Raw genomic sequence first — 26,283 nt, 5'->3', positions numbered from 1 at the left:
TGACAGCAGTATTTCTAACTTGTAGCTCTTGCAGAGTGAAAAGGTTATACGAAAGGTAAGGCTGTCCATAAGAATTCGAATTGGTGAAGGTGAAAGTAAGAAAATCACCGCAAAATTATAGTTTTCTATCCGATTTTACATATCGGAATTTATGTTATTTACAAAAACGAAACCTACGAAGGGGGATTTGATGAGGAAACTGACAAAAACATTCATCGTTTCATTAACATTATGTATTGCATTTACAATTTGGGGGATTATTCCCGAATCTATTATTGGAAAAGGTAGCTTAGGAAATGTAACAACCGCAATTCAAACTGCATTAGTTAGTAAGTTTGGGTGGTTTTATATTATTTCCGTTTCTATTATTTTAGGTGTGTCTATCTTTTTAATTGTTTCGAAATACGGTTCTATTCGTTTAGGTAAAGATGATGACGAACCTGATTATAGTTATATGACATGGTTTGCTATGTTATTTAGTGCTGGTATGGGTATCGGCTTAGTTTTCTGGGGCGTTGCCGAACCATTAAACCATTTATACGCACCTCCGTTTGGAGAAGGTGCAACTGAGGAAAGTGCGCGCCTTGCACTGCGTTTTTCATTTTTCCATTGGGGGTTACATCCTTGGGGACTATATGCGTTTGTAGCGTTATGTATTGCTTATTTTACCTTTAGAAAAGGAAAAGCAAGTACGATTAGTGCGACAGTAGGTCCGTTATTTAAGGGCGGGGAACACGGACGTATTGCTCATTCATTTGATGTGTTAGCTGTTTTCGCAACTGTGTTTGGTGTTGCAACGTCATTAGGTCTTGGTGCAAAACAAATTGCAGGTGGTGTTAGCTATTTAACATCTATCCCGAACTCATTAACGACACAGTTGGTTATTATTGCAATCGTAACAGTTCTTTTCATGTTATCTGCACAAACAGGTCTTGATAAAGGAATTAAATATTTAAGTAATACGAACATTATTTTGGCATTTGCACTTATGATCATTGTATTATTTGCAGGTCCAACAAACTTTATTATGAATTACTTCACTTCAACAATTGGTTCTTATATTCAAGAATTGCCAAGCATGAGTTTCCGATTAAGTCCTTTAGATGAAGGCGGAAATCAATGGATTCAGTCATGGACAATTTTCTATTGGGCATGGTGGATTGCGTGGTCACCGTTCGTAGGTACGTTTATTGCTCGTGTTTCACGAGGTCGTACAATTCGTGAGTTTGTTATCGGTGTGTTACTTGTACCGACTGTAATTGGTGCACTTTGGTTCTCAGTTTTCGGTGGGACTGGTATTCATATGGAGCTATTTGGTGATGCACATATCTTCGACAAAGTGAAAGAAATGGGAACAGAAGTAGGATTGTTTGCTATGTTTGATCAGATGGGCAGCTTTGGATCAGCTTTATCAGTTTTAGGTATTTTACTTATTGCAACATTCTTTATTACATCGGCAGACTCTGCAACATTTGTTTTAGGAATGTTAACGACACATGGTAGTTTAAACCCACCAAATCGTATTAAAATGATTTGGGGTATCGTTCTAGCCGCGATAGCTTCTACCTTATTATATATTGGCGGATTAGAAGCCTTGCAAACAGCAGCTATCATTGCAGCATTCCCATTCGTCTTTGTTATTTTCTTTATGATGGCAGCATTATTTAAAGAGTTACAAAAAGAAGGGCGTATGAAGCGTCATTAATAATAGAAGGAAAAGGGCTGATTTTATATCAGCTCTTTTTTTAATCCCTCTATTTGTTGGGCTGCCTGTAAAAGTCCGATTGGTGATGGCTGATTAAAGTTTCACTTTAAATAGAAGGAATTTGAAATGCGGGTAGGGAAATAAAATACTTTACCATATAAGTAGTATGCCTTTTATACGAAGAAAAAACGATGGGTTTCGACAATATTCGATATCTTACGAATTCTATTCGTATTTTTGTCAAAAATATGTCGGAAATGTGTTGTCACTTTTATGTATATGTGCTATATTATTTCCTGTAAGCGATTTCAAATAGTTTTAAAGCGCATTCAAGGGGGACATCTAGAATAATGAAACGTTACGAAAGAAAGTGGAAGCATATTTGTTTGAAACGTGTGGCACATCGTAGTGTCCAAGAAAGCACGGAACCTAAGACTGAAACGCGCAAAGAACAGCAAGAGAAGCAATTGGTTCTACAAAAATAGCAATCACTTTTTCGTATATAAATGAAGGTCGATCGTTCGTTGGGGGATGGACGTGAAATTACTTTCAGCTAAGGGGTATTGTCTGATATATAATTTATACGGCAATAAATAAGCACAGAGCATACGGCGCTCTGTGCTTATTTTTATTTATCTTTTTTAAATCGAACTGTCTTATCCCAGCCGATGACTTGTTTCTTGCTCTTTGCACGTAAATATAAGATTAAGCTGCGAATAAATAAGTACGTAAAGAGCTGTGCATACGTAAAGTACATAATAACGCTAATAAAAATATTAGTCGGTGTAAAGGTTCGTTCGACACTCTGGGCACTAAATAATTGTGAAACATATGTAATATATGCGACATACCACATAAATAGTAGCGGAATGCTATATTGAATTTGGAATATCCCGAGTAGCCCAATTACAAACCAAACGTTTGAAATGATTAGGAATAGCCAAAATACAACATACACTAGAACTTGTTGTAAGGAATGAACGAGCAGTTTTCCTTTAAAGAAACTTAATGACGAGAACATTTTTTCTAAAATGTATAAATTTCCTTGGAGCCAACGTGTACGTTGTTTAATAAGAATTTTTAAATGCTCTGGTTCTTGTTCCCAAGTAACTGATTCTGGGACGATTGGTAAGAGATAACCTTTTTGTGTAATTCGTAATGTTAATTCAGCATCTTCTGCAATTGCATAAGGGTCATAGCCACCAAGCTCTTCTAGTGCTGAGCGACGAAGAAGCATATTTGTTCCTGTTAGTGAACCCGTTTGGAATAGTAACCAGCGTCCAGATTGCATAAGGAGCTGGAAGATTTGAAATTCCAGCGAAATCATTCGTGTCAGCCAGTTTCTTTTTTCGTTTACAGTACGAACATGTCCAACAGCTCCAACAGCATCCTCAGTTGTTTCAGCGTGCTCTACAAGCATTCGTAGTGCGTGTGGTTCAGGTTGGTTATCTGCATCATAAACACAGAAGTATTCACCATCTGAAATACTAAGGCCGTAGTTTAATACGCGTGATTTACCCTTCGGTTCACCGGATGGAACACGAATGTGACGAATATGGGCATAAGCTTTGTCGAAATCATCGCCGATTTCAGGTGTTTCATCTTGAGAGTTATCATTTAATAAATAAATGGTTAGCTTTCCTGGATATTCAATCTTCGCCATCGCCTCTAAAGTATCTTTAATAACGACCCCTTCATTATGAGCAGGTATGAAAATATCGACGCTCGGATAATGTTCTAATGTACGATCTTTTCGTTTACTATTTCGGTGAATTAAGCCCGCGATTGTTAAGAAAGAGTAGTAAACGAGTAAGCCAGAGAATAGAAAGGCCGTAAAAATAAGTACATATTTAATTGAAAATGTGATACTGATCCAAAAAACGAGTACGCAAAACAGAAGGAATAAAAGAAGTATAACGAGAGTCATCATAACAATGTCTGTCCTTTGTTTCCAATTTGCTCGCGTGAAATTTTTATATCTTGGATTGCTTCAGCTGCAAGCCATTTTTCTAATTTTGGCTGTAGACGGTTCATTACTATATCTGCACCAGCCTCATTTGTGTTCTGTAATAAAATAACTAAGGTACTCTCATTATATTCAGCAGCAAGGTCAAAATCATTCCTTACCGTTTCAACTAATAAGGAAGCTACACGGTCCATAACACTTTCCTTCGTATAATTACTAAAGGAAGTGAAATCAAAATAAACAATAACGCCTGTTTCATTACGACGATTCATTGCAGTCGTTAATAACGCTTGGCGTCTCTCGAATTCTTGTCTTGTTAGTAATTTTGATTCTCCAATATATTGTTCTAATGTTCTCACACGCTCAGTTAAAGTTTTATTTTCATGAATCACTTTTTTCAATAGGTGAGTTGTTATATATACAATGAAGAAGTTAGCTACCATCAGGAAGTGGGTAATGATATATTGCCATTGATCTGATGTACTCCATAAATGAAGCCATGCTTGATAAAATAAATAAAATACGGAAATAATGGTTCCTAGTATGAAGAAAATAAATGCTGTTTTGTCAGCTAAAAATAAGAATAGTACATTTACGAGTACGTATATTATTGTAAAAATGAGCGCATGCTCATAATTCGTCACATGTACAGTAGTAAAATAAAATACAATTTGTAGAATCCACATAGAGAGGATTTTATAGAACTTATCTTTCACAAAACTTTCCTCCTTAAAGCTATTTCATCCATAGATACTTGTAGTATGCGCAATTATTAAGAAATTGACTATATCGTTAAATTCTTTTGAAGGGCAACAACAAGTAGTATTTCTATTTTCATCAGAAAAATAAAAAGATCTAAACATTATTGTATCATAATGTTCTCATGTTTGGGATAAGGTGCTTGATAGATATATATAATACGTTTGGATTGCATGAAAAAAGTCTTCTCTTGGAGAAAGAGAAGACTCTGTATAAGTTTATAGGAACATCATACCTGCAACTGCTGCGTTTAAGAAGTTCGCTAATGTACCAGCGATAACTGCTTTAATCCCTAATTGTGCAATTTGTTTACGGCGAGTAGGAGCTAGCGTTCCTGTTACACCTAATTGAATTGCGATAGAAGAGAAGTTTGCGAATCCACAGATTGCGAATGTTAAAATTAGATTTGTTTTGTCAGAGAACTCTGCCATATGTGGTCCTAAGTTTGCGTATGCAACGAATTCGTTGATTGCAAGTTTTTGACCGATAAAGCTTGCTGCTTGTACAGCTTCACCAGGAGAAACCCCGATTAAGATTGCGAATGGTGATAATAAGTAGCCGAAGATTAAATCAAGGCTAAGTTTAATATCGAACAGAGAACCAACCCATCCTAATAATCCATTTAATAAAGCAATTAATGCGATGAAAGCCATTAACATTGCTGCTACGTTAATAACAAGCTGCATACCTTCAGATGCACCGCGTGCAGCTGCATCGATAACGTTTGCATCTTCACGTTCTGTAGAAAGTTCAACGTTATTATCTACTTTTTCTGTCTCTGGCATGATTAGTTTTGCAATTAATAAGCTTGATGGAGCTGCCATAATTGCAGCTGCTAATAAGTGCTCTAACGGAATACCCATTGCTGCATAGCCGACAAGAACTGATCCGGCAACAGCTGTCATACCGCTTACCATAATAGTGAAGAATTCACTATTTGTTAAGCGTGCTAAGTAAGGTTTAATTAAGATTGGAGCTTCAGTTTGTCCTAAAAATACAGTCGTTACTGAGTTTAAGCTTTCTGCTTTAGAAGTGCCAAGAAGTTTACTTAATGCACCACCAACGACGCTAACAAATTTCTGCATAATACCAAAATGATATAAGATTGCTACTAATGAACTAATAAATACGATTGGAAGTAGTGCTTGAATAAAGAATACAAATCCCCAAGGTCCTTTTGCGTTGACTAAATCCCCAGCAACGAACTTAATTCCCTCGTAAGAAAAATTAATTAATCCTTGAACACCGTCAGCAGCGTGTTTTAAACCTGCTTTACCAGCATCCCATCGTAATACGATAAATGAAAATGACATTTGTAATGCTAGCGCGATTAAAATTGTGCGCCAATTAATAGCTTTGCGGTTGGAAGATAGTAAGAAAGCAATTGCTAATACCCCAATCACGCCGCCAATTCCCCATAAAAGATTCATGCAGTGTATGCTCCTTCCTCATAGTAAAAACAGTGTATAAACCAGTTGTCTATACGTTTACGAATATAACATCTTAAGTAACTTATCATAATGGACATCGGAGGTCAAACGTCTGATGAAAAGTTTAAATAAAAAGAAAATTCTTCAAAAAAACACATATAAAATAAATAGACATGAAATAGGTTATGTTTTTTATGAAAATATATACATTATGATAACGTTATGCATTGTTTTTGCAGAATAAAGTGTATGAAATGGAAGAATAGATACATTATTTTTGTAGAGGGAAAGCTAGGGGAAAGGGAGTAATGTGTTGAAATCGTACAAAAAAGCCTTCTAGTAAACTAGAAGGCTTTGAAACTATTAATTAAGGTGCTTTCGTGTATCCTAAGAAGTGGCTCTTCCAATAAGAGTTACTTAATGAAGCGATTGCTACACCTTTATCTCCAGCTTGGATAAATGATCCGCCCCCAAGGTAAATACCCATGTGAGAAGGACCTGATTTATAAGTGTTTTGGAAATAAATTAAGTCACCTGGTTGTGGATTTGAAGTTTGTGGTAGGCTACTCCAATATCCCGCAACACTTTGACGGCTAATGTTATGACCAAATTTCTTAAATACGTGGTAGATGTAGCCACTGCAGTCTACGCCGTTAGCAGAAGTTCCGCCCCAAACGTATGGTACACCTTGCATTGATTTTGCATATGCAAGTACGGAAGAACTGTCGCCACTATTATTGCCTGTATTATTATTGTTATTGTTTTGATTGTTATTTTGGTTATTGTTAGGCTTATTATCTACTGCGCCTCCAACTGGTGTTTTAGATAGGTAACGTGTTCCGATATAACCAGTTTGACCGTTGTAGTTAATTTTGCTCCATCCAGAGTTTTCAGAGATTACTTGAACCTTCTGACCTTGTGGAAGTGCACCTATGATTCTATAATTTGTACCTTCGCCGCTACGTACATTTAGTGCAGAAGCATTAATGTAATAGTCGCCAATTGCACCTTGGTTAGGTTTTTCAGGTTGTTTTGGTTGCTCAGGAGTAGTAGTGCCACCTTTAACGAATTTTACAAATTCGCTACTAACAAAGCCTGTTTTTCCTTGGTAATTTACTTTAAACCAACCGTTTTCAGATCCAACTACGTTTAATGTTGTACCGTTTAAAACGCCACCAATTACACTATGGTAAGCAGCAGGGCCTGTACGAACACGTAAAGATGTAGCGTTAACTACGTAAGAACCGCCAGTTTGAATAGTTCCATTATTATTGTTTTGCTCTTGTTTGTTGCCTTCTGTAACGTTTTCGTTAGAACCGCCTTTTGTTACGTAGTCTTTGCTTATATAAGCAGTTTGTCCTGCGTAATTGATTTTGAACCAATCTTGAACTTCGCCAACAACTTGTACTACTTGTCCTTTTGTAACAGAACCTACAGTTGTGTGAGAAGTGCTAGGACCTGTACGAACGCGAAGGGAAGATACATTTACTGTATAGTTTCCGCTTGCTGGTTTTACTTCTTGGTTGTTATTATTCGTATTGTTGTTTGAAGAACCTCCATTAGAAGAAGCGCCAGATACGAATTCGCCACTTACATAACCTACTTGTCCATTATGGTTAATTTTCACCCAACCATTTTCTTGTCCAATTACGTTTAATGTTTGTCCTGCATATACACGTCCAGAAACAGAACTAGAAGTGTTAGGAGCTGTACGTACACGTAATACATCAGCAGTAACTTTATTGTTTCCACCTGTGCTTACATTGTTGTTTGTTGCTCCACTTTTTGATACAAATTCGCCACTAACAAAGCCTGTTTTTCCGTTAATGTTAATTTTGAACCAACCATTTTCTTCGCCAATCACGTTTAGTGATTGACCGTTATAAACGCGTGAGATGATGTCGTGAGAAGTGCTTGATCCCGTACGAACATGTAATACGCTCGCGTTTACCTTATAAGATGAGTCGTTTGATGCAGAAGCTTGGACAGTTGTAGCAGCTTTTTGTGTATTTTGTTCAGGTGCAGCTTGAACACTATCAAGTGTAGGTGCTGCTCCTCCTGCTACAGACACTGCCGCAAGACCGGCAAGATACTTTTTCATAATTTGTCGATTCCTTTCTGTCTGTAATGTAGTGAAGAAATATTTACCAACTGTTAAAAATTCTAAAGAGCATGTCGATTACTGTCAAGACTTATGTAGGAATCTGAATATGACAAAAAGATTACAAGAAAAAATCAAGGCATAAATTTACACCTTGATTTCCATTTAAATGCATATATTGAATATGAAAGGACAGAAATGATTCGTGTTTAAGAAGATGCCATATTGGATTGTAACAAGATTTGATTAAAAGATTTTTGCAGTTTTTTGGTGATAGGCCCAACTTGCCCATCTTGAATCGCGGTTCCATCAAGGTGGGTCATTGGTAAAATTTCAATCGTTGTGCCTGTAAAAAAGCATTCATCTGCTTGATAAACGTCACGAACGCTGAAAAGTTCTTCCTGTACAGGAATGTGAAGAGTATTCGCTAAAGAAAGGACATATTGACGAATAATGCCATTTAGAATAAGGTGATTGGCTGGATGTGTGTAAAGAGTTCTGTTTTTAATTAAAAAGAAGTTGGAATGGCTTCCTTCCGTTACGATACCATTCCTTACGAGAAGTGCCTCTTTACAGCCTTTACGTTCAGCTTTCGTAGCAGCTAGTACGTTTGGTAATAAATTTAATGATTTAATGTCACAGCGTAGCCATCGAGTATCAGGTTCTGATATAGCGCGTATACCATATTCAATCCATAATGCTGGTCTTTCTTTTTTTGTAATATAGGCATAAATTGTCGGAGGGGTGTCATATGAAAATACATGTGTGCGAGCTTGTACACCGCGAGATACTTGCAAATAAATTGTGCCATCTTCGTGGAAATGGTTTCGTTCAATTAATTTGTAAAGTAAAGTGATGAGTTCAGCTTTTGAGAAAGGGAGCGATAATTCTACTTGTTCCATGGATCGATATAATCTTGTTATGTGCGGATCTAATAAGTGAAAGTTCCCTTTATATAGGCGAATAACCTCGTAGACACCATCTCCGAACTGCGAACCTCTTTCTTCAAGTTCTATGTACGTTTGTTGTTTTGTTGTATCAATAACTTCATCATTCCAAAGTACAAATTTTTCGTATGCCAATTTCCGTCCCATCCTTTCGTAAGTACGTAAATAAAGTGAAACTTTCATTCATGCTTACATAAAAGTCATTATAGTAATTTTTATGTAAGCAATTCCCTACATATGACCGTATATGTATTTGTAAATCATAGAGAAGTAAGGACGATTTCCCCCGCATTAACGGGCAGTAAAACTCCCATTTGAAAATTTGGTTAGCAAAGAAGTGAAGTGGGCGAATAACTGCCCGATTGGTGAGGGCTGATTAAAGTTTCACTTTACAGCATTTTGTATATACAAATTCGAAAATAAGAAATGAGAATCCTGCTTTTAAATAAAAAAAAGCAACATTCTTATGGAATGCTGCACAAGGAGGGTAGCTATCTTTCATAGGGACATTGTCTCGTTGAATGTTTTGTGTATGGAAACAAAACATGTTGAAAGACAATTATAAGAAAGTAGAAACAAAGGATTTACACATTTCTTTAAGGGATCTTACGAAAGATGAGAGATAAGAAATATGTAGAACCTTGTTTACATATTTTATTATAGAGATTCTTCATTAACCCTATGTGAATATTTGGTAAAGGTTCTGTAATTTTAAAGTTAATGAATATAAGCAGTTGTATGGAAGAAAATAAAAAAAGAGGCTGAGATTACTCAGCGCTCTTCTTTTCTTCTTTAATAGCTGTTTTTACTTCACCAGTTTTGATCTTATTACTTTCAGAGAAGCGAAGTAAGTCACCTTCAATGATTTTATCAGACATGTTCAATTCATTTTGGGCACGATCAATTAGTGGTTGAGATTCTTCTTTCGGTAATTGTACAACTTCGCCAGTAGCACGGTCATAGAATGTACTGTTTGTGTACATGTATTTATCTGTAACGAAGCTACCGTCACGAAGAACAACAAATCCTTTATTATCAGGTGAGAATACATCATGACCGAATCGAACGTCATTTGTAGAATCTACACCAAGTAAGTTTAGAATAGTTGGTTTAATGTCAATTTCACCAGTTGGTTTCGAAATTGTTTTACCTTCTTTTTGACCTGGAACGTGAATAAACATCGGTGTTTTTTGTAAGTTCATATGGTCAAATGCAGTGATTTCTTCTTTTCCTAAGAACTGTGCCATTGCACGGTTATGGTTTTCAGAAATACCGTAGTGGTCACCGTAGAATACGATTACTGAGTTGTCGTAAATACCTTCTGCTTTTAGACGCTCAATAAAGTGTTTCATTGCTTCGTCTAAGTAACGAGCAGTTACCATGTAACGGTCAAATACTCCATCACCAGAATTATATTCGTCGATTAATTTTGTACTGTCATCGTAAGTGAATGGGTAATGATTCGTTAAAGTAAGGAAGCGAGTATAGAATGGTTGCTTCACTTCTTTCAACATATCAATAGATTGATCGAAGTATTCGATATCTTTTAATCCCCAGTTTAATTTTGTTTCCGGCGTAATCTTGTAATCAAGCTCGTTGTAGTAACGATCATAACCAAGTGCTGGATACATAATGTTACGGTTCCAGAATGTTGCGTTGTTTGCGTGGAATACCGACGTGTGATACCCTTGCTGACGTAAAATTTCTGGAGTTGCTGTATATTCATTGTTACCGTGTGTGAAGAATACAGCACCGCGGTCTAGTGGATATAAAGAAGTATCTACTAGGAATTCAGCATCAGATGTTTTACCTTGCCCAGTTTGATGGAAGAAGTTATCAAAGTAATAACTTTCTTTCGTAAATTGGTTTAAGAACGGTGTAACTTCTTGTCCGTTAACTGTTGCGCCAATTAAGAATGTTTGTAATGACTCAAGAGAGACAACAATTACGTTTTTCCCTTTTGCAGTACCGAACATATTTGGATCTGGTTTACTTTGTGTTGTTTTCACGTAGTTTTCTGTTTCTTGTAATTTACTACCGTCAGCGAATGCTTTTTGTGAACTTGATTTCGCTTGTAAGCCAAGATCGTATACTTGGTGTACATATAATCCTAAGTTTTTAACAAGCATAACGCGGTCGAATGAACGTGTTAATAGTTCTGGGCGTTCAGCTTCTGCAAGCCCTAAGTTTGCGAAGAAAATAGCAACTGTTGATACGAAGTATAGAGAACGCATCGGGCGTGCTACACGCTCTGTAGGTGCAAAGTTTTTCATTTTCTTCAATAGAACGAAGAATACGATAATGTCTGCGAATGCAAGAATAATTTTGTAGTTAAATAATTCTTTCACACTAGAACCTAAACTTCCGAAGTTAGATGTTTGTCCGAGTACTGGTAAAGTAACGAAGTCATTGTAGAATCCGTAGAACATTACGTTACCAACAAGAACGATTGTTAAGACAAAATTAATTCCAAGTGCTATATAGTTACGTTTTTTCCCTTTTGCAAATAATGCAAGACCAACAAGCAGTAATGATGCTGCTAATGGGCTAAGGAATAAAATGAATTCTTGCATGAAAGATTCAAGTTTTAAATCAAAGCTTGTGCGTGTAATAATGTAAGTTTTCAGCCATAAGGCTAAAGCTACGAATACAGTGAAACGCACATTTTGAAATTGCGATTTCAAGGTTTCTTTCATTCATTTCCACCCTTTCTCTATCAGGCTTGGTCGATTTTGGAGCGAAAAATGCTAAAATAAAAAATACATAGTTTTCTTGGCCATAATTAAAGGTTCTATATTCACCCATATACGACTATAACTATGCATACCCTTTTGGTTTCTTTTGTTGCTCATAAGCATAACGTCATTTCTGTATTATACAACAAAATTCATTTCTGAGAAACACTATAACATTTTACATTTTTTGTATAAGGTTTGTCACTACCAGAGAAAACTTTAACATTCGTTTATATGTCCGTCAACTAGAAAATATAACAAAGATAGAGCAGGATGTTAAGTGGAAGTGAAAATTTCTTTGTTGAGAAATAAGAAACGAAGATGGATAAGGGTTATCTAGAAATCTATTATATGAAGGAAATCGTGTAAAAATTAACGAACACTTGTTCTTTTTTGGTTTGTTTGTTACAATGAAAGTTCATTGATAGGTTTTGTGTAATTTCCATGAACTTTTACTGATAACATATTGTAGCTTATTTCTTTTTAAAAATAGGGAGGCTTTTACATGAAACAAAAATTTTCAGTTGAAGCGTTTTGGAAGAAAGTAAAACATGTTGCAAAGCAAGCAGGGCAGTCGGTCATTTATGCAAGTTTATTACTGTTTTACGTTTTGCAAAGACCCGATGTTCCAAAACGAGTGAAAATTATTGTAATTGGAGCACTTGCTTATTTTATTGCACCGATTGATGCGATTCCAGATTTCGTTGCTGGAATTGGCTATACGGATGATTTAGGGGCGTTAACGGCCGCACTAATACAGGTGTCGTTATACGTCAATGAAGATGTGAAAGATAAGGCACGAGTGAAGTTGGCAGAATGGTTTGGTTCGGATATAGACACAACATTTATCGATCAGAAATTAGGTCAATAGGTGAAATCTGTCATAAGGTGACAGGACGAACGTAAGCGAGGAAGTGCATTATGCCATCAGGAAGAACGCATACGAAAATAAACTTAATATCCCTTCCGGTTGTTTTGTTTTTGCTCTTTTCGTATGGATTAACAAATTTTGATTTTTTATTAACTTTTGCAATTGGTTTTTTAGTAGGTACTTCATTTTTAACACCAGATTTAGATACGTACAGTAATGCTTATAACAAATGGGGTTTCTTACGTATATTTTGGTATCCTTATAAGAAAGTAATGCCACATCGATCTTTCTTTACGCATACGATTATACTTGGTGATGTGATTCGTATTGCGTACATGTTAATCGTCTTTTCTCCATTTTTATTCCTATTAAATGTAATCGCACTGGATGGTAATTTAATAGAAATTGCGAAGAAACATGAGGTTGAAATTGTAACGTTCTTAATGGGAATTGTTGTGGCAAGTACGCTCCACATTATAGCGGATAAGGTGAATACACGCCGAAAGAAAATGATGAGAAAAAAGAAGAAACGCAGAAGGTAAAGTGAACTAATCTGGAAAAGGACCCTTGCAATTTGCAAGGGTCCTTTTTTAAACAAACGTTTGTTTAAAATTAAGCTTTCAGTACTTTAATTCCTTTTACAATGTTCCAGATGAAGTAGTATAAGCTGATGATTCCGCAAATAGCTAAGACAATCATTGCTCCAATTCCAAGTGTTACATCTGGTTGGTCAGATCCTATGCCCATAATTCCTAAAATGGTTAAGCCGATAAATGTAGCGATACTTGGAATGATGTGTGTCCATAGAGCACGTTTTGCGTGTGGCTTTGTTTCAGCGTCTCCTACAATCCAAACGATAATAGGGAATAAGATAGGGGCAAATAGTACACTAAAGTACGATAAAGCAGCTAATATTTTGTTTCCATTCATATATATCACCTCATAAATAATGTCCGTTGTTATACTATTATTATGCAATAATTTTTGCAAGCTTTCTATCGATGAACATTACAGGAACATGACGATTTTGTAAGATTTTTTTGTTAAATGATAAAATTTTCAAAAAAATCTTTTTTAATGGAAATTGTTATGGTACAGTATAAATGAAAGTTGTTGAAAACGTTTTCTTAAACGTTTTTTTATTTTTAGACTTAAAGGTATGATGACCTGATAGTCTATTGATAAGGTTGTATTTATTTAAAAGGGGATTCTTTAGGGGGAGAGGACAATGAACACATGGACACAAGTTTATGATCCGTTCGGTAATATTTGGATTTCAGCAGCAGTAGCACTTATTCCGATTATCTTTTTTTTCTTAGCTTTAGCGGTTTTTCGCATGAAGGGGTATGTGGCAGGATTTATTACAGTTGTACTTACAGTTTTAGTAGCGTTATTCGCTTATAAAATGCCGTTCACGATGGCAATGGCAGCAACCGGGTACGGTTTTTTGTACGGGTTATGGCCAATTGCTTGGATTATCCTTATGTCGGTATTTTTATATAAAATTTCTGTAAAAACAGGTCAATTCGATGTGATTCGTGCATCGGTATTATCGATTACGAACGATCATCGTCTACTCGTTATTTTAATTGGATTTTCATTTGGAGCATTTTTAGAAGGAGCGGCAGGATTTGGGGCACCAGTAGCGATTACAGCAGCGCTTCTTGCGGGTCTTGGGTTAAATCCTTTATACGCAGCAGGTCTTTGTTTAATTGCAAATACTGCACCAGTGGCGTTCGGAGCGATGGGAATTCCGATTACAGTTGCTGGACAAGTAACTGGTATTGATCCACATAAAATTGGACAAATGGCTGGACATCAATTACCGTTCTTATCATTATTTGTTCCATTCTTTATCGTATTTTTAATGGATGGATTTAAAGGGGTAAGGCAAACGTGGCCTGCGTTACTTGTAGCGGGTAGTTCATTTGCGATTACGCAGTTCATTACAGCGACATTTTTAGGGCCGGAACTTCCGGATATTACGTCAGCACTTGTAAGTTTAGTGAGTTTAGCACTGTTCTTAAAAGTTTGGCAGCCGAAAGAAATTTATCAATCCGGGCAAGCAAATAATGAGGTAGCGGCAACAACGACAGCAGCATCGATGCCGAAATTAACGTTTGGAAAAGTAGTGAAGGCATGGTCCCCATTTATCGTATTAACGGTTATGGTAGTCATTTGGAGCCAAAGTTTCTTTAAGGCATTATTTGCTCCAGGAGGGGCTTTAGAAAGTCTTGTATTTAAGTTTGAAATTCCAGCTCTGCATAATCTAGTAATGAAAGCAGAGCCAATTGTAAATAAACCAACGCCTTACGAGGCAATTCTGAAGTTTGATGTATTATCGGCAACTGGAACAGCGATTTTAATTGCTTGTATCATTTCCATGTTTATTTTGAAAATGAATGTAAAAGATGCAGTAGTAACATTTAAAGAAACGTTAAGCGAATTAAAAATGCCAATTCTATCTATCGGATTCGTACTAGGGTTTGCATTTATCGCAAACTATTCTGGTCTATCTTCCACGTTAGCGTTAGCATTAGCCGGAACGGGCGGACTATTCCCGTTCTTCTCACCATTCTTAGGCTGGATTGGCGTATTCTTAACAGGGTCTGATACGTCAGCAAATGCACTGTTCTCGAATTTACAAGCCATTACAGCGCAGCAAGTTGGTGTATCTGAAGTACTTCTCGTTGCAGCAAATACAACGGGCGGTGTAACAGGAAAAATGATTTCTCCGCAGTCGATTGCGATCGCTTGTGCAGCAGTTGGTCTTGCTGGAAAAGAATCAGATTTATTCCGCTTTACAGTGAAGCATAGTTTATTCTTCGTAATTATTGTTGGTATTATGACGTATGTGCAGGCGTATTATTTAACGTGGATGATTCCGTAAAGAGCAAAAGAAATAAACTTTTCATTTTTCAGATTATCGTGTATGATGGGAAAGTATTGAAAATTAAATCAGTGATAAACTAGGGGTGCCTAACGTATGCGTAGGCTGAGAGAGAAGCGCGTGAACTTCTTAACCCTTTGGACCTGATCTGGCTCGTACCAGCGTAGGGAAGTTAACGGCTTTACATAATGATGTCTTTATGAGCCAGGTCCTTATTTTTTTATGGACCTGGCTCTTTTTATTTTGGCATACGCTGGCCATATCTCGTCCTTGTCACGTACAGGGGGGCAACAAAGGTTATGAAACAATCTGTTTCATCTGAGCAAATTGAATTGAAATTGAGTTTACCGGGAAGTAAGAAAGTATATGTGGATGGGCCACGCGCGGGTATGAAAGTGCCGATGCGTGAGATTGAACAAAGCGAGACGAATGGCGTTCCGAATCCGCCAATTCGTGTGTATGATACGAGCGGTCCTTATACAGATCCTGCGTATAAAGTGGAGCTGGAAAAGGGGTTGCAGGCGCCGCGCCACTCTTGGATCCTAGAACGCGGGGATGTAGAAGCATACGAAGGGCGCGAAGTGAAACCAGAGGATGACGGTGTGAAGGTAGCTTCGAAACATACACCTGTTTTCCCGCAAATGGGTCGCAAACCGCTTAGAGCGAAGCAAGGTGCAAATGTTACGCAAATGCACTATGCACGTAATGGCATTATTACGTCTGAGATGGAATATGTTGCGATCCGTGAAGGAGTAGAGCCTGAGTTTGTTCGTAAGGAAATTGCGGAAGGTCGAGCTATTTTACCAGCAAATATTAACCATCCGGAAGCAGAACCGATGATTATTGGACGTAACTTCCATGTGAAGGTCAATGCAAATATCGGAAACTCTGCTGTATCTTCTTCTATCGCAGAAGAAGTAGAGAAGATGACGTGGGCAACGCGCTGGGGTGCAGATACGATTATGGATTTATCTACAGGTAAAAATATTCATACGACACGTGAGTGGATTATTCGTAACGCGCCTGTACCAGTTGGAACTGTACCGATCTATCAAGCGCTGGAGAAAGTAAATGGAATTGCAGAAGATTTAACGTGGGAAGTATATCGTGATACGTTAATTGAGCAGGCGGAGCAAGGCGTTGATTACTTTACGATTCACGCTGGTGTATTGCTTCGTTACATTCCAATCACGGCAAAGCGTACGACAGGTATCGTTTCACGCGGTGGTTCGATTATGGCGCAGTGGTGTTTATTCCATCATAAAGAAAACTTCCTATATACTCATTTTGAAGAGATTTGTGAAATTATGAAGCAGTACGATGTTTCGTTCTCTCTTGGAGATGGATTACGTCCAGGGTCTATTGCAGATGCAAATGACGAAGCGCAATTCTCTGAACTTGAAACACTTGGTGAATTAACGAAGATTGCTTGGAAGCATGATGTGCAAGTTATGATCGAAGGACCTGGACACGTACCGATGCACTTAATTAAAGAGAATATGGAGAAAGAGCTTGATATTTGTCAGGGCGCGCCATTTTACACGCTTGGGCCACTAACGACAGATATTGCACCAGGTTATGACCATATTACATCGGCGATTGGAGCTGCGATGATCGGTTGGTTTGGAACGGCGATGCTTTGTTATGTAACGCCGAAAGAACATTTAGGTTTACCGAATAAAGATGATGTACGCACGGGTGTTATTACGTACAAAATTGCAGCGCATGCGGCTGATCTTGCGAAAGGACATAAAACGGCTCATCAGCGTGATGATGCACTTTCAAAAGCACGTTTCGAATTCCGTTGGCGCGATCAATTTAATTTATCTTTAGATCCTGAACGTGCGATGGAATATCACGATGAAACGTTGCCTGCAGAAGGGGCAAAGACAGCTCACTTCTGTTCCATGTGTGGACCGAAGTTTTGTAGTATGAGAATTTCACATGATATTCGTGAATATGCAAAAGAAAATGATTTAGAAACGACAGAAGCAATTGAAAAAGGAATGAAAGAGAAAGCAGAAGAATTTAAAGAAGCTGGTAGTCATTTATATCAATAGCACGTTACACCTCTTTACTTGATTGATCACATTGTAGTACCTAACTTTATTATAGAAGAATCCCCATTTGCTAAGACGGTAGCAAATGGGGATTCTGTTATTTAGAGGGCGAAGAAGAGGTGTACCCAGTAGAATAAGAGGAATAGTGTGACGACTGTTGTGAGCGGGATAACGATAAGGGATACACTTAAATAGTCTTTCCATTTTACTTTAATTTTGTTTTGTTTCAGAATATACATCCAAATGAGTGAAGCTAGCGTACCAATTGGTAGTAATAGTGAACCGATGTCACTACCAATGATGTTTGCGAGATAGATTGTTTTTAATGTGACTGGATCTAGTCCCATTTCTGTTAATGTGATTGTACCAATCATAAGGGCAGGATGGTTATTGAAGACGTTAGAGAGGATGGATACAAGTCCGCCCATCGCAAAGCTAGCATAGAGTAGATGCTGATTCACAACTGGCTCGAGCCATTGTACAAGTGCAGCTGTTAATCCTGCGTTGTGGAGTCCGTAAATAATGACGTACATAGAGAAGGCGAAAATTAAAATGTGCCACGGTGTCTTTTTCAAAATGTCGACAGGATTTGTTCGTAAGTAGTACCATCTCCAAATGAGAAGAATGAGTGAACCAAGTACCGCAACGATTTCAATTGGGATGGATAAGAAGGATGCAACGAATAGAAGACAGCGCATAAGGAAGACAAAACCTAATACTTTTAACATGAATCTTGTCCGTTTTTGTTTCGTATCAACAGAATTATTTCCTTTTAGTGGATGGAAGTTTTTCGTGAAGAAAATTTCTTCAATATCATATGAAGAAACAGGTAATTTTTTCGGAAGTTTTTTCTTCAAAACTGTATACATGAGCCATGACATAAATAATAAGCCTAATGTTGCAGGTACAAACATCATAGCAGTATGCATATAAAGAGTCATATTAACGATATTTAATGCAATTAAGTTTACAATATTACTTACACCAATTGGTGCACTAGACGCAGTAGCGATTAAAGCACCACTTAATAAATAAGGAATTTGTTGATGTGGTTTTAATTGAAGGTTTTTTAGAAGGAGAATTAAAATGGGAGTTGTAATTAAAATACTACCGTCATTATTAAATAAAAGAGTCATAAGAAAACATAATAATTGAATATACCAGTATAGACGGCGTCCAGAACCTTTCGCTAGATTTGCCAGTTTCGCTGCGGACCAATGGAAGAAGCCGAAGCTTTCTAATATAACTGCCATAACTATGGTCGCTAATATTGTTATGGAGGCCCCTCCTATTTTACTAACAATATCTATGACGTCTGGTTTTGATACGATTCCTGTAATGAGGATAATACCAGCGCCGACCGCTGCTGGCCACGCCTCATTTAAACCTCGAGGCCGCCAAAAGATAACAATCATTGTTAAGAAGAATACAATAATAGTAATCCATATTTCAATGCTCATATTTTGCCTACCTTTCTATTTTCCCTTAAACAGATGTAGCTTGTCTCAAGTTTATATTGGTAGTATATTCAGCAAAAAATAAGAAGAACTAGACGTATAACGAGATGAAGCGAATATGTGTTTTTCAAGCTAAAGGACAAGTGTCACTAGTAGTGAAATAACTATTGTGATAGGAGTCTATAAATTGATTGGGCAGTAAGGTGGGAAATGAGATTTATATCGGCGATTTTTAAAATATATCGACTTAACAACAAAACATAACATAACAAGAGGAGTCTATCCCAAAATGCCCTTTGGAACAGACTCCAAGGCTATATTATTTTTCCTTCAAAAAAGTGCGATCCTTCAAGAATAAATTCCAGAAGAAAATAAATCCAGGTAGTAAAATTGCGATTCCAATTGCGTATAGAATGAGCAGTGCATAGAACGTTTCTTTCGTTGTAAAGCTTGTAAATACAGTTACGTCAGGATAAATAATATACGGTAAATGCGCGACCCCGTAAGCATAGCTTGCAAATGCATATTGAGCGACGACAGCTAAAACAGCAATGCGAGGGAATCCTAGTGTGCTATACTTCTTGTTTGTCCACCAAAGGGACGAGTACCCGATAACGAATAAAACGATAGAAACGGTAAACCATGGGAATTGCTTTATTAATCCTTGCATAAGCCAGTGCGTTTCTGGATCCATTACAACGAGAGCGATAATCGCCGTAACAAGTGTTGCAGGGCCAAGTATGATGGCATTCCTTCTATAAAGTTTGTATGCATCTTCTGAACCTTGCTCTCTCGCAAAATCAGCAAGAAAGAGAGAGGAGAGAAATAGTTCAGACGTTAGTCCAAATAGCATATAACAATAGATAACGGGGCTAGAAAGAAGTTTTCCATACAGGAGTACTTCTTTTCCTTCAGACATTGTAATATAGGCTCCCTCTGTAACGGGTAAAACGGTAATTAATAGTGCTGGAATTAAGAGACCAGTAATACCTGAAATAACCCGAAGAAGGTACTGATATTTTGGCAAGGAGTAAGCAAATACCATAAATGTACTACGTACTGCAACGAGTACTAAAATTAACATAACTGGTACGAACATAACGGTTGCAAGGGTAAAGGCAGCTTTCGGGAAGAAGCCGAGAAATGCGACAACTACGAAAACGAGAAACGTATTTGTTACTTCCCACGTTGGTGATAAGTACCGATTGGCAAGTTTGGCAGCGAGCGTTGGATGTTTTGCGTATACCATGCCCCAAAAACCAGCTCCAAAATCGATGGACCCTAATATACTGTATACGAAAATAAGGGCCCATAAGATGATGATTGCAATACTTTCCTCATGCACGAGAATCGCCTCCTTGGTGTTGTAAATCATTCTTTAATGGATGTCTTCTAAAGAATGTCCGTAGAACAATGACTGTTAAAATAGCGAGTCCAATATATAAAATGATAAATAAAACAAATAAAGGACCGACGAAATCAGCGCGAGTAGAAGCATCGACTGTACGTTGCATACCATAAATTGTCCATGGCTGACGACCGCTACAACTGAAAATCCATCCGAATTCAATACCGAGCATCATAATTGGTCCGCATGCGGCAGCCCCCCAAAGTAGCCACTTCGGCAGTTCCGTTCCTTTTTTTCGGTAAACGAAGTACCAATATAAGAGAGCAATTGCTGCAACTGCAAAGGTAAACGCAGCAGTGCCGACCATTAAGTTGAACAGTGTATGTGTATAAAATGGTGGCCATGTTTCTTGTGGGAATTCATTTAGACCTTTTACGACAGTGCTAGGGTCTAGTCCCACTAATAAGCTAAGCATGTTTGGAATTTCAAGTGCATAGTTTAGTTCAAGTGTATTAGGATCCACAACCCCGCCAATGGATAGCGGTGCGTGTGATGTTGTTTCAAATAAAGCTTCAGCAGATGCAAGTTTTTCAGGTGAGTGTTTATGTAGGGCGATTGCCGATTCGTGCCCTGAAAGCCACATCGTAGCGCCTGTAATAAATGTCACGACAAGCCCTAATAGTAGCCCCTTTTTATGATAAGCTACTTCACGTTCACTTAAATTCTTCTTTAATAACTTAAATCCAGCAATAGAAGCAATGACAGCCGCACCAGTTGCATAAGCCGTAATAACGACATGGAATGCACTTGTGCCAAAACTCGGATTAAAGAAAGCTTTCCACGGATCAACGTTAAAAACAGATCCATCTGGATTCATTGAAAAGCCTGCTGGTGTATTCATCCATGTATTTGCTGATGTAATAAGTACGGCGGATGCCGTGGCACCAAGCATGACGAAAAATAGCGAAATCAATCTCATAAATGGAGGAAGTTTATCGGCTGCATATACGTAAATCGACATGAATAAAGCCTCCAAAAAGAAGGCGAAAATCTCAATTTGGAAGGGAACAGAAATAACTTGCCCAACAATTTTGGCGAAACCAGGCCAAAGAAGTGAGATTTGCACACCAACTATTGTTCCAGTTGGAATTGCTACACCGAGAAGAATAGCAAACGCCTTTGTCCATCTTTTCGCCATAATGGCATAGTCGGAGTCTTTCTTCCAGTGATAGAGTATTTCGCTTATAAAAATCATTAATGAAAGTCCAACGCCAAGTGTTGCAAAGATAATGTGGAATGCTAATGAAGAACCAAAAAATGCTCTTGCTAATGTTACCGTATCCATATGTAAACTCCTCTTCTTTTTTGCCATTATTTTCTGATTGAATTGGAAGATTTATTCAAAAAAACTACCAAAAATATATATGTATTTAAAAAGTGAATATGATAATATAATGTTGTAATATTTTGAATAGAAAGAAATAAATAGTTGCTCATGTTTTGTTTGTTTTTTGCACAGGAATCTTTTATAATCTTTTATGCGAACATAAGTTCTGTTTTTCAAAAAAAGAAGTTTATGTGAAATGGAGAGGGTGTTTTATGTATCCTGAAGTCATTAAAAAGATGGCATTTTCAAAAGAGCATAGAGATTTATTATTGAAGCTATATAATAAAGAGATTACACGTCGTGAATATGATCGACTTGTACAATCGCTATATAAACCTTCTAAAGAGGTTTGCGAGGGATAGAAATGGGGGAGACAATCTAATAGATTGTCTTTTTTAAATTTATGTATGTTCTGATAAAATTAAGGTTAGCCTTACTAGGGAGGTGAAAAGATTGCGGAAACGTTTATATATAGGGATTGGAGTTATCTTCTTAATCGCTTTAGGTGGAATTGTATTTTGGTCAGCTTTACAAGGAAACCGTACAGAGAATTTTATTTTAAGACATATGGTGAATGAAAATGGAACGCTTGCCACGTATCGTTTAGTAGATACTAAGGCAGGTACGGGTGAAGCAAAGGGACGTGAAGCTTTATCAGAATCGGCAGGATTATGGTTACAATATACACTTGATAAAGATGACCAGGCGTTATTTGATGAGCAAGTAAAGGTTATTCAAGATAATTTCGTATATAAGAATCATATCGTTTTATGGAAACTCTCTGAAAAGGGAGAGAGGCAGTCAGCTACAAATGCACTTATAGATGATCTTCGTATTATAGAACAATTATATCGTGCTTATGAAATGTATAAGGAAGAGCGTTATAAAAACCTTGCCGATCAATTAAGTGATGCTGTACTTCGTTATAATAAAAAAGATAATTATTATGTTGATTATTATGATGCAGATGCAGGGAAACAAAATAATTTTGTAACAACATCATACATAAATCCACGTGCATTCTCCTATATGAAGAAGTACGACAAAGTTTCTGCTCAGCAATATCAGGAAGTCGTTCAATTTTTAGCTGATTATCCAAGGCATGGCTGGGCATTCCCGAAAGAGTATAAAGAAGATGGTACATTTACGTACGATAAAGAAGTGAATCTTATTGACCAATCATACGTTGCATATCATCGAAGTTTAGGTGGTCTTTCATCAACTGCTTATTTGGAATTTATAAAGAAGAAATTCCAGGAGGATGGAAAGCTATACGGTCGTTACAATTTAGAAACGGGAAAACAAACTGTGAATTATGAATCGCCAGCCGCATACGGATTAACGATTTTGTACGTACTACAAACAGGTGATAAAAAGTTTGCGAAAGAATTGTATGATCATATGGCCACATTCCGAAATGATAACGTATTTAGTAGATATTACGGTGGATATGTAACAGGTGAAAATAATAATACGCATATTTTTGATAATGTACTACCACTTTTAGCTGAAATGGAATTAAAAAAGAGTGAACAATAAAAGGTGCCACCATATGAGGGTGGCACCTTTTATTTGTTGATATAATTTTACGTCCTAATATTAGAAAAGTAGTCAATCACGAATTCACGGAATTGCTGAGCTGTTTTTGATAAGTATCGTTTTTTTGACCAACTTAATCCGATGGTTCGCTTACAAGCGGGTTCAATAATACGCAACTTGTTTGCTGCTAAAGTAGAGTTTTTTAATAAAGTTAAACTTGGAACAAAAGCGATGCCGAGACCTTGCTTAATGAGGTCGCTAATCACGGTCGGTTCATCTACTTCAAAAGCAATATGCGGAGTGAAACCAGCTTCTTTACAAAATTCATCCGTTAAGTGCCGAAATCCATAGCCAGTATTCATACTAATAAACGGTTCGTCTTTTACTTCATGCAGGTGGATACTTTCGCGGTTTGATAACCGATGGCCTGAAGGAACGACTAAGAAAATTTCTTCTGTAATAAGTGGTTCCCAAACAATTTCTTCTCCTTCAACTGGTACAGAGGAAAGACAAAAGTCAATTTCCATATTTTCCAGTTGTCGTTTCATAGAAGGAGTAGACGCAAGAAATTGCTGGAATCGAACATTAGGATGTTCTAGTAAAAAAGAACCTAGTAGTTCTGGTAATATTCTTGGAATAGAAACGGCCATTGTAATAGAGCCTTGTTGTAATTCGGCTAAATCTTTAATTTCTCGTTCCCCTTCACTTAATTCATGAAAAATACGTTCTACTCGTTTTAAAAATACTTTTCCGAAAGAATTTAAAGTAATCTGTCGGCCTTGGCGATCAAATAAAGGGACGCCTAAATCCTTTTCGAGTCTAGCTATTGTTTTGCTGAGTGAAGGTTGTGCGATATGCAATTCTTCAGCTGCCTTTGTCATATGTTCTAGTCGTGCGACTGTCTGAAAGTATTTTAACTGGAGCAGTTCCATTTCGAATCCCCTTTCTATAGACCAAAAGGAATGAATTGATAATTAAAGATGTATTATACAGTATGGAAAGTGACGTGTATAGTAAATCTGTTAAACCATTCGAAGGGTGTTAAATTAGAAGAGGAGTATGTTTCATGAAGGGAATTAAACTTATATTTAAAGATTGGAAAGCGATGTGGCACCATAAACATGGACGTATCGCTTTAATTTTTTTATTAATCGTTCCGTTAATTTATTCAGGATTCTTTTTAGCTGGATATTGGGATCCGTACGGAAAATTAGATAAATTACCTGTTGCGGTTGTGAATTTAGATAAGGGTGCTGCGATGGATGAAAAAACAATTCATGCAGGAGACGATTTTGTTAAAGATTTAAAAGAGAATAAGGAATTGGCTTTTCATTTCGTATCAGAAAAAAATGCTGATGAAGGGTTAAAAGAAGATAAATATTATATGGTTGTTACGATTCCGGAAGATTTCTCTAAAAAGGTAAGTACACTTATGAATGAGAAACCAGAGCCGGCACAATTGCAGTACAAAGTAAATCCAGGTAAAAACTTTGTAGCGGCTCAAATTGGAACGACAGCTGTTGAAAATATGAAAACAAAAATCTCGAATAGTATTACGAAATCATATACAGAAGGTGTTTTTTCAAAGTTTCAAGATTTGGCACAAGGGTTGAGTGATGCAAGTAACGGTGCTGGGAAGTTACATGAAGGAACGACCGATGCAAAAAATGGAGCAAGTCAGCTTGCAGATGGTATTCATGGTTTAAGTGACGGGACATCGAAATTGAAAGAAGGAAGTGACAAGCTTGCGTCTAGCCAATCTGCCTTAACGGGGGGAGCAAATGAGCTGAGTCAAGGAGCGACATCACTTCATAGTGGTATGGAGTTATTAGCACAAGGTGAAAAAACGTTACAATCAGGAGTTAGTGAATTAAGTGCTGGTACAAATGAATGGGTGAGCGGAAGTGAGAAGCTTGCTGAAGGCCAAGTAAAAGCGGATGGTGCGGCTAATAGTATGAAACAACAATTAGAAGAGTACGTGAAAAATCATCCAGAAGTGCAGCAAGATCCCGCTTTTCAAAAAATTGTTGCTACGTCTAATGGACTAGCTAAAGCAACAAGTACTTTAAATAATAGCCAACAACAATTGACACAAGGTGCGAAGAAGCTTACTGAGGGTCAACATAAGATTGAAGAAGGCATGAATACATTCGGAGTTAAGTTAAATGAAGCTACTTCTGGAACGAAAAAGATAGCAGATGGTGCATCGAATTTAGCTGATGGATTTACGAAGTGGGGAAATGGATTTACATCATTGCAAGAAGGTGTAAATCAGCTTGCGAGTGGTGGAACGGAGCTGAATAACGGTGCTAGTAAATTAACAAATGGACTTGTTAAACTTGATGATGGTGCGAAAGAACTTTCTACGAAATTAGGAGAGGGCGCAGAGAAGATAGCGGATGTTCGTAATGATGATGCACGCAATACGATGTTCTCAGAGCCAGTTCAGTTAGTGAAGTCAACAGTTTCTGACGTTCCTAACTACGGTTCAGGCATTGCACCATATTTCTTATCACTTGCATTTTATGTTGGCGGAATTATGGCATCGAATATTTTACCTCTTGGCCGCAGACAAAATATGAAGGTAAGCGGAACGGTACATTTTATTAATAAACTAGGATTGGTATATTTAATTGGACTCATTCAAGCGCTACTCGTAGATGTAGTTGTGCTAGGAGTTATGAGATTAGAAGTTGCAAGTGTGCCACTTTTTGTTTTATCAAGTATTGTTATTTCCTTTACGTTCATGACATTTATTCTTATGTTAGTCACAGTATTTGGTCTTGTTGGAAAGTTCTTAGCGGTAACGCTTCTTGTCCTGCAATTAGCGACGAGCGGAGGTACTTTCCCAGGAGAATTAAACATAGCTGTTCTTAGCAAAATTGGACAGTTTCTCCCAATGTCTCATTCTCTTAGAGGATTACAAGATGTTATTTCTTTAGGGGATTGGTCGCAATTACAAATGCAAATTTTAATATTGTTATGTTATCTCGTTGTTGCCGGTGGAATTGCTTGGATCACGAGCCATATACAGCATAGAGAAACGAATGCAGAACAAGTTTCTTAAAATGAAAGAAGCTATCCGATT

Annotated in this window: 20 protein-coding genes and 1 riboswitch; of the genes, 9 read left to right on the top strand and 11 right to left on the bottom strand. The window is 37.3% G+C overall.

Annotated elements, in window-relative coordinates:
- Window positions 1-190: 190 nt before the first annotated feature.
- The gene (opuD, locus tag C4S65_RS16655) at window positions 191-1,705 is read left to right on the top strand and encodes a glycine betaine transporter OpuD (RefSeq protein WP_001230119.1); all 1,515 of its coding nucleotides are present in this window, start codon (window positions 191-193) and stop codon (window positions 1,703-1,705) included.
- Between the two features lie 350 nt (window positions 1,706-2,055).
- Window positions 2,056-2,190, top strand: coding sequence for a hypothetical protein (locus tag C4S65_RS35200; protein ID WP_000833067.1), 135 nt, complete (start codon window positions 2,056-2,058; stop codon window positions 2,188-2,190).
- Window positions 2,191-2,333: 143 nt separating this feature from the next.
- Here C4S65_RS35200 and C4S65_RS16645 read toward each other — a convergent pair whose 3' ends face one another.
- The 6 genes from C4S65_RS16645 to C4S65_RS16615 all read right to left on the bottom strand — a co-directional run bounded on the left by C4S65_RS16645 (window position 2,334) and on the right by C4S65_RS16615 (window position 11,604).
- Window positions 2,334-3,635, bottom strand: a complete 1,302-nt coding sequence (locus C4S65_RS16645; protein ID WP_000988755.1) for a glycosyltransferase — start codon at window positions 3,633-3,635, stop codon at window positions 2,334-2,336.
- The gene (locus tag C4S65_RS16640) at window positions 3,632-4,387 is read right to left on the bottom strand and encodes a diguanylate cyclase (RefSeq protein WP_098323992.1); all 756 of its coding nucleotides are present in this window, start codon (window positions 4,385-4,387) and stop codon (window positions 3,632-3,634) included. Before C4S65_RS16640 ends, C4S65_RS16645 begins: the two co-directional genes overlap by 4 nt.
- A gap of 261 nt (window positions 4,388-4,648) precedes the next feature.
- Entirely contained in the window at window positions 4,649-5,860 is a 1,212-nt protein-coding gene (locus C4S65_RS16635; RefSeq protein ID WP_001051019.1) for a NupC/NupG family nucleoside CNT transporter, read from the bottom strand.
- Window positions 5,861-6,227: 367 nt separating this feature from the next.
- Entirely contained in the window at window positions 6,228-7,961 is a 1,734-nt protein-coding gene (locus tag C4S65_RS16630) for a C40 family peptidase (RefSeq protein WP_098838518.1), read from the bottom strand.
- Window positions 7,962-8,170: 209 nt separating this feature from the next.
- Entirely contained in the window at window positions 8,171-9,055 is an 885-nt protein-coding gene (locus tag C4S65_RS16625; protein ID WP_086407178.1) for a D-amino-acid transaminase, read from the bottom strand.
- Between the two features lie 620 nt (window positions 9,056-9,675).
- Window positions 9,676-11,604 carry an LTA synthase family protein gene (locus tag C4S65_RS16615; protein ID WP_000665345.1) on the bottom strand — a complete coding sequence of 643 codons (1,929 nt, stop codon included), beginning with the start codon at window positions 11,602-11,604 and terminating at the stop codon, window positions 9,676-9,678.
- A 544-nt stretch (window positions 11,605-12,148) separates the two neighbouring features.
- Here C4S65_RS16615 and C4S65_RS16605 point away from each other — a divergent pair.
- Together C4S65_RS16605 and C4S65_RS16600 are read left to right on the top strand one after the other, a co-directional pair.
- Window positions 12,149-12,514: a YkvA family protein gene (locus C4S65_RS16605; protein WP_000810377.1), complete on the top strand. Its 366-nt coding sequence runs from the start codon at window positions 12,149-12,151 to the stop codon at window positions 12,512-12,514.
- Between the two features lie 50 nt (window positions 12,515-12,564).
- The gene (locus C4S65_RS16600) at window positions 12,565-13,056 is read left to right on the top strand and encodes a metal-binding protein (protein ID WP_001139059.1); all 492 of its coding nucleotides are present in this window, start codon (window positions 12,565-12,567) and stop codon (window positions 13,054-13,056) included.
- 70 nt (window positions 13,057-13,126) lie between these two features.
- Here the strand turns inward: C4S65_RS16600 and C4S65_RS16595 are convergent, their stop codons facing one another.
- Window positions 13,127-13,444, bottom strand: a complete 318-nt coding sequence (locus C4S65_RS16595; protein ID WP_001014091.1) for a DUF4870 domain-containing protein — start codon at window positions 13,442-13,444, stop codon at window positions 13,127-13,129.
- Between the two features lie 298 nt (window positions 13,445-13,742).
- On the opposite strand from C4S65_RS16595, the gene lldP reads away from it, so the two are divergent.
- Window positions 13,743-15,404 carry an L-lactate permease gene (lldP, locus tag C4S65_RS16590; protein ID WP_061667803.1) on the top strand — a complete coding sequence of 554 codons (1,662 nt, stop codon included), beginning with the start codon at window positions 13,743-13,745 and terminating at the stop codon, window positions 15,402-15,404.
- Between the two features lie 71 nt (window positions 15,405-15,475).
- A riboswitch (TPP riboswitch) is annotated at window positions 15,476-15,591 on the top strand.
- Window positions 15,592-15,703: 112 nt separating this feature from the next.
- Window positions 15,704-17,464: a phosphomethylpyrimidine synthase ThiC gene (thiC, locus tag C4S65_RS16585; RefSeq protein ID WP_103945295.1), complete on the top strand. Its 1,761-nt coding sequence runs from the start codon at window positions 15,704-15,706 to the stop codon at window positions 17,462-17,464.
- A 101-nt stretch (window positions 17,465-17,565) separates the two neighbouring features.
- Here the strand turns inward: thiC and C4S65_RS16580 are convergent, their stop codons facing one another.
- The 3 genes from C4S65_RS16580 to cydA all read right to left on the bottom strand — a co-directional run bounded on the left by C4S65_RS16580 (window position 17,566) and on the right by cydA (window position 21,614).
- Complete coding sequence (locus C4S65_RS16580) at window positions 17,566-18,924, bottom strand: arsenic transporter (RefSeq protein WP_000021147.1); 1,359 nt, start codon at window positions 18,922-18,924, stop codon at window positions 17,566-17,568.
- 316 nt (window positions 18,925-19,240) lie between these two features.
- The gene (locus C4S65_RS16575) at window positions 19,241-20,266 is read right to left on the bottom strand and encodes a cytochrome d ubiquinol oxidase subunit II (protein ID WP_000544184.1); all 1,026 of its coding nucleotides are present in this window, start codon (window positions 20,264-20,266) and stop codon (window positions 19,241-19,243) included.
- On the bottom strand, window positions 20,259-21,614 hold the full coding sequence (gene cydA / locus C4S65_RS16570) for a cytochrome ubiquinol oxidase subunit I (protein WP_000381972.1): 1,356 nt from the start codon (window positions 21,612-21,614) through the stop codon (window positions 20,259-20,261). The genes C4S65_RS16575 and cydA overlap by 8 nt, the downstream gene beginning before the upstream one ends.
- Before the next feature lie 254 nt (window positions 21,615-21,868).
- Here cydA and C4S65_RS34395 point away from each other — a divergent pair, with 254 nt between their 5' ends.
- A complete protein-coding gene (locus C4S65_RS34395) occupies window positions 21,869-22,018 on the top strand; it encodes a hypothetical protein (protein ID WP_000283179.1) in 150 nt (49 codons plus the stop codon).
- 91 nt (window positions 22,019-22,109) lie between these two features.
- Window positions 22,110-23,195: a transcriptional regulator gene (locus tag C4S65_RS16565; RefSeq protein WP_140348263.1), complete on the top strand. Its 1,086-nt coding sequence runs from the start codon at window positions 22,110-22,112 to the stop codon at window positions 23,193-23,195.
- A 47-nt stretch (window positions 23,196-23,242) separates the two neighbouring features.
- Here the strand turns inward: C4S65_RS16565 and C4S65_RS16560 are convergent, their stop codons facing one another.
- The gene (locus C4S65_RS16560) at window positions 23,243-24,127 is read right to left on the bottom strand and encodes a LysR family transcriptional regulator (protein ID WP_086407181.1); all 885 of its coding nucleotides are present in this window, start codon (window positions 24,125-24,127) and stop codon (window positions 23,243-23,245) included.
- Window positions 24,128-24,261: 134 nt separating this feature from the next.
- Between C4S65_RS16560 and C4S65_RS16555 the strand changes: the two genes are divergently transcribed.
- Complete coding sequence (locus C4S65_RS16555; RefSeq protein ID WP_086790555.1) at window positions 24,262-26,262, top strand: YhgE/Pip domain-containing protein; 2,001 nt, start codon at window positions 24,262-24,264, stop codon at window positions 26,260-26,262.
- Window positions 26,263-26,283 lie beyond the last annotated feature (21 nt).

It is taken from the genome of Bacillus sp. ok061, from assembly GCF_900108285.1.
Taxonomy (GTDB): Bacteria; Bacillota; Bacilli; order Bacillales; family Bacillaceae_G; genus Bacillus_A; species Bacillus_A thuringiensis_S.
The sequence above is the reverse complement of the archived record's forward strand: the minus strand, read 5'-3'. Positions and strand labels throughout refer to the sequence as shown.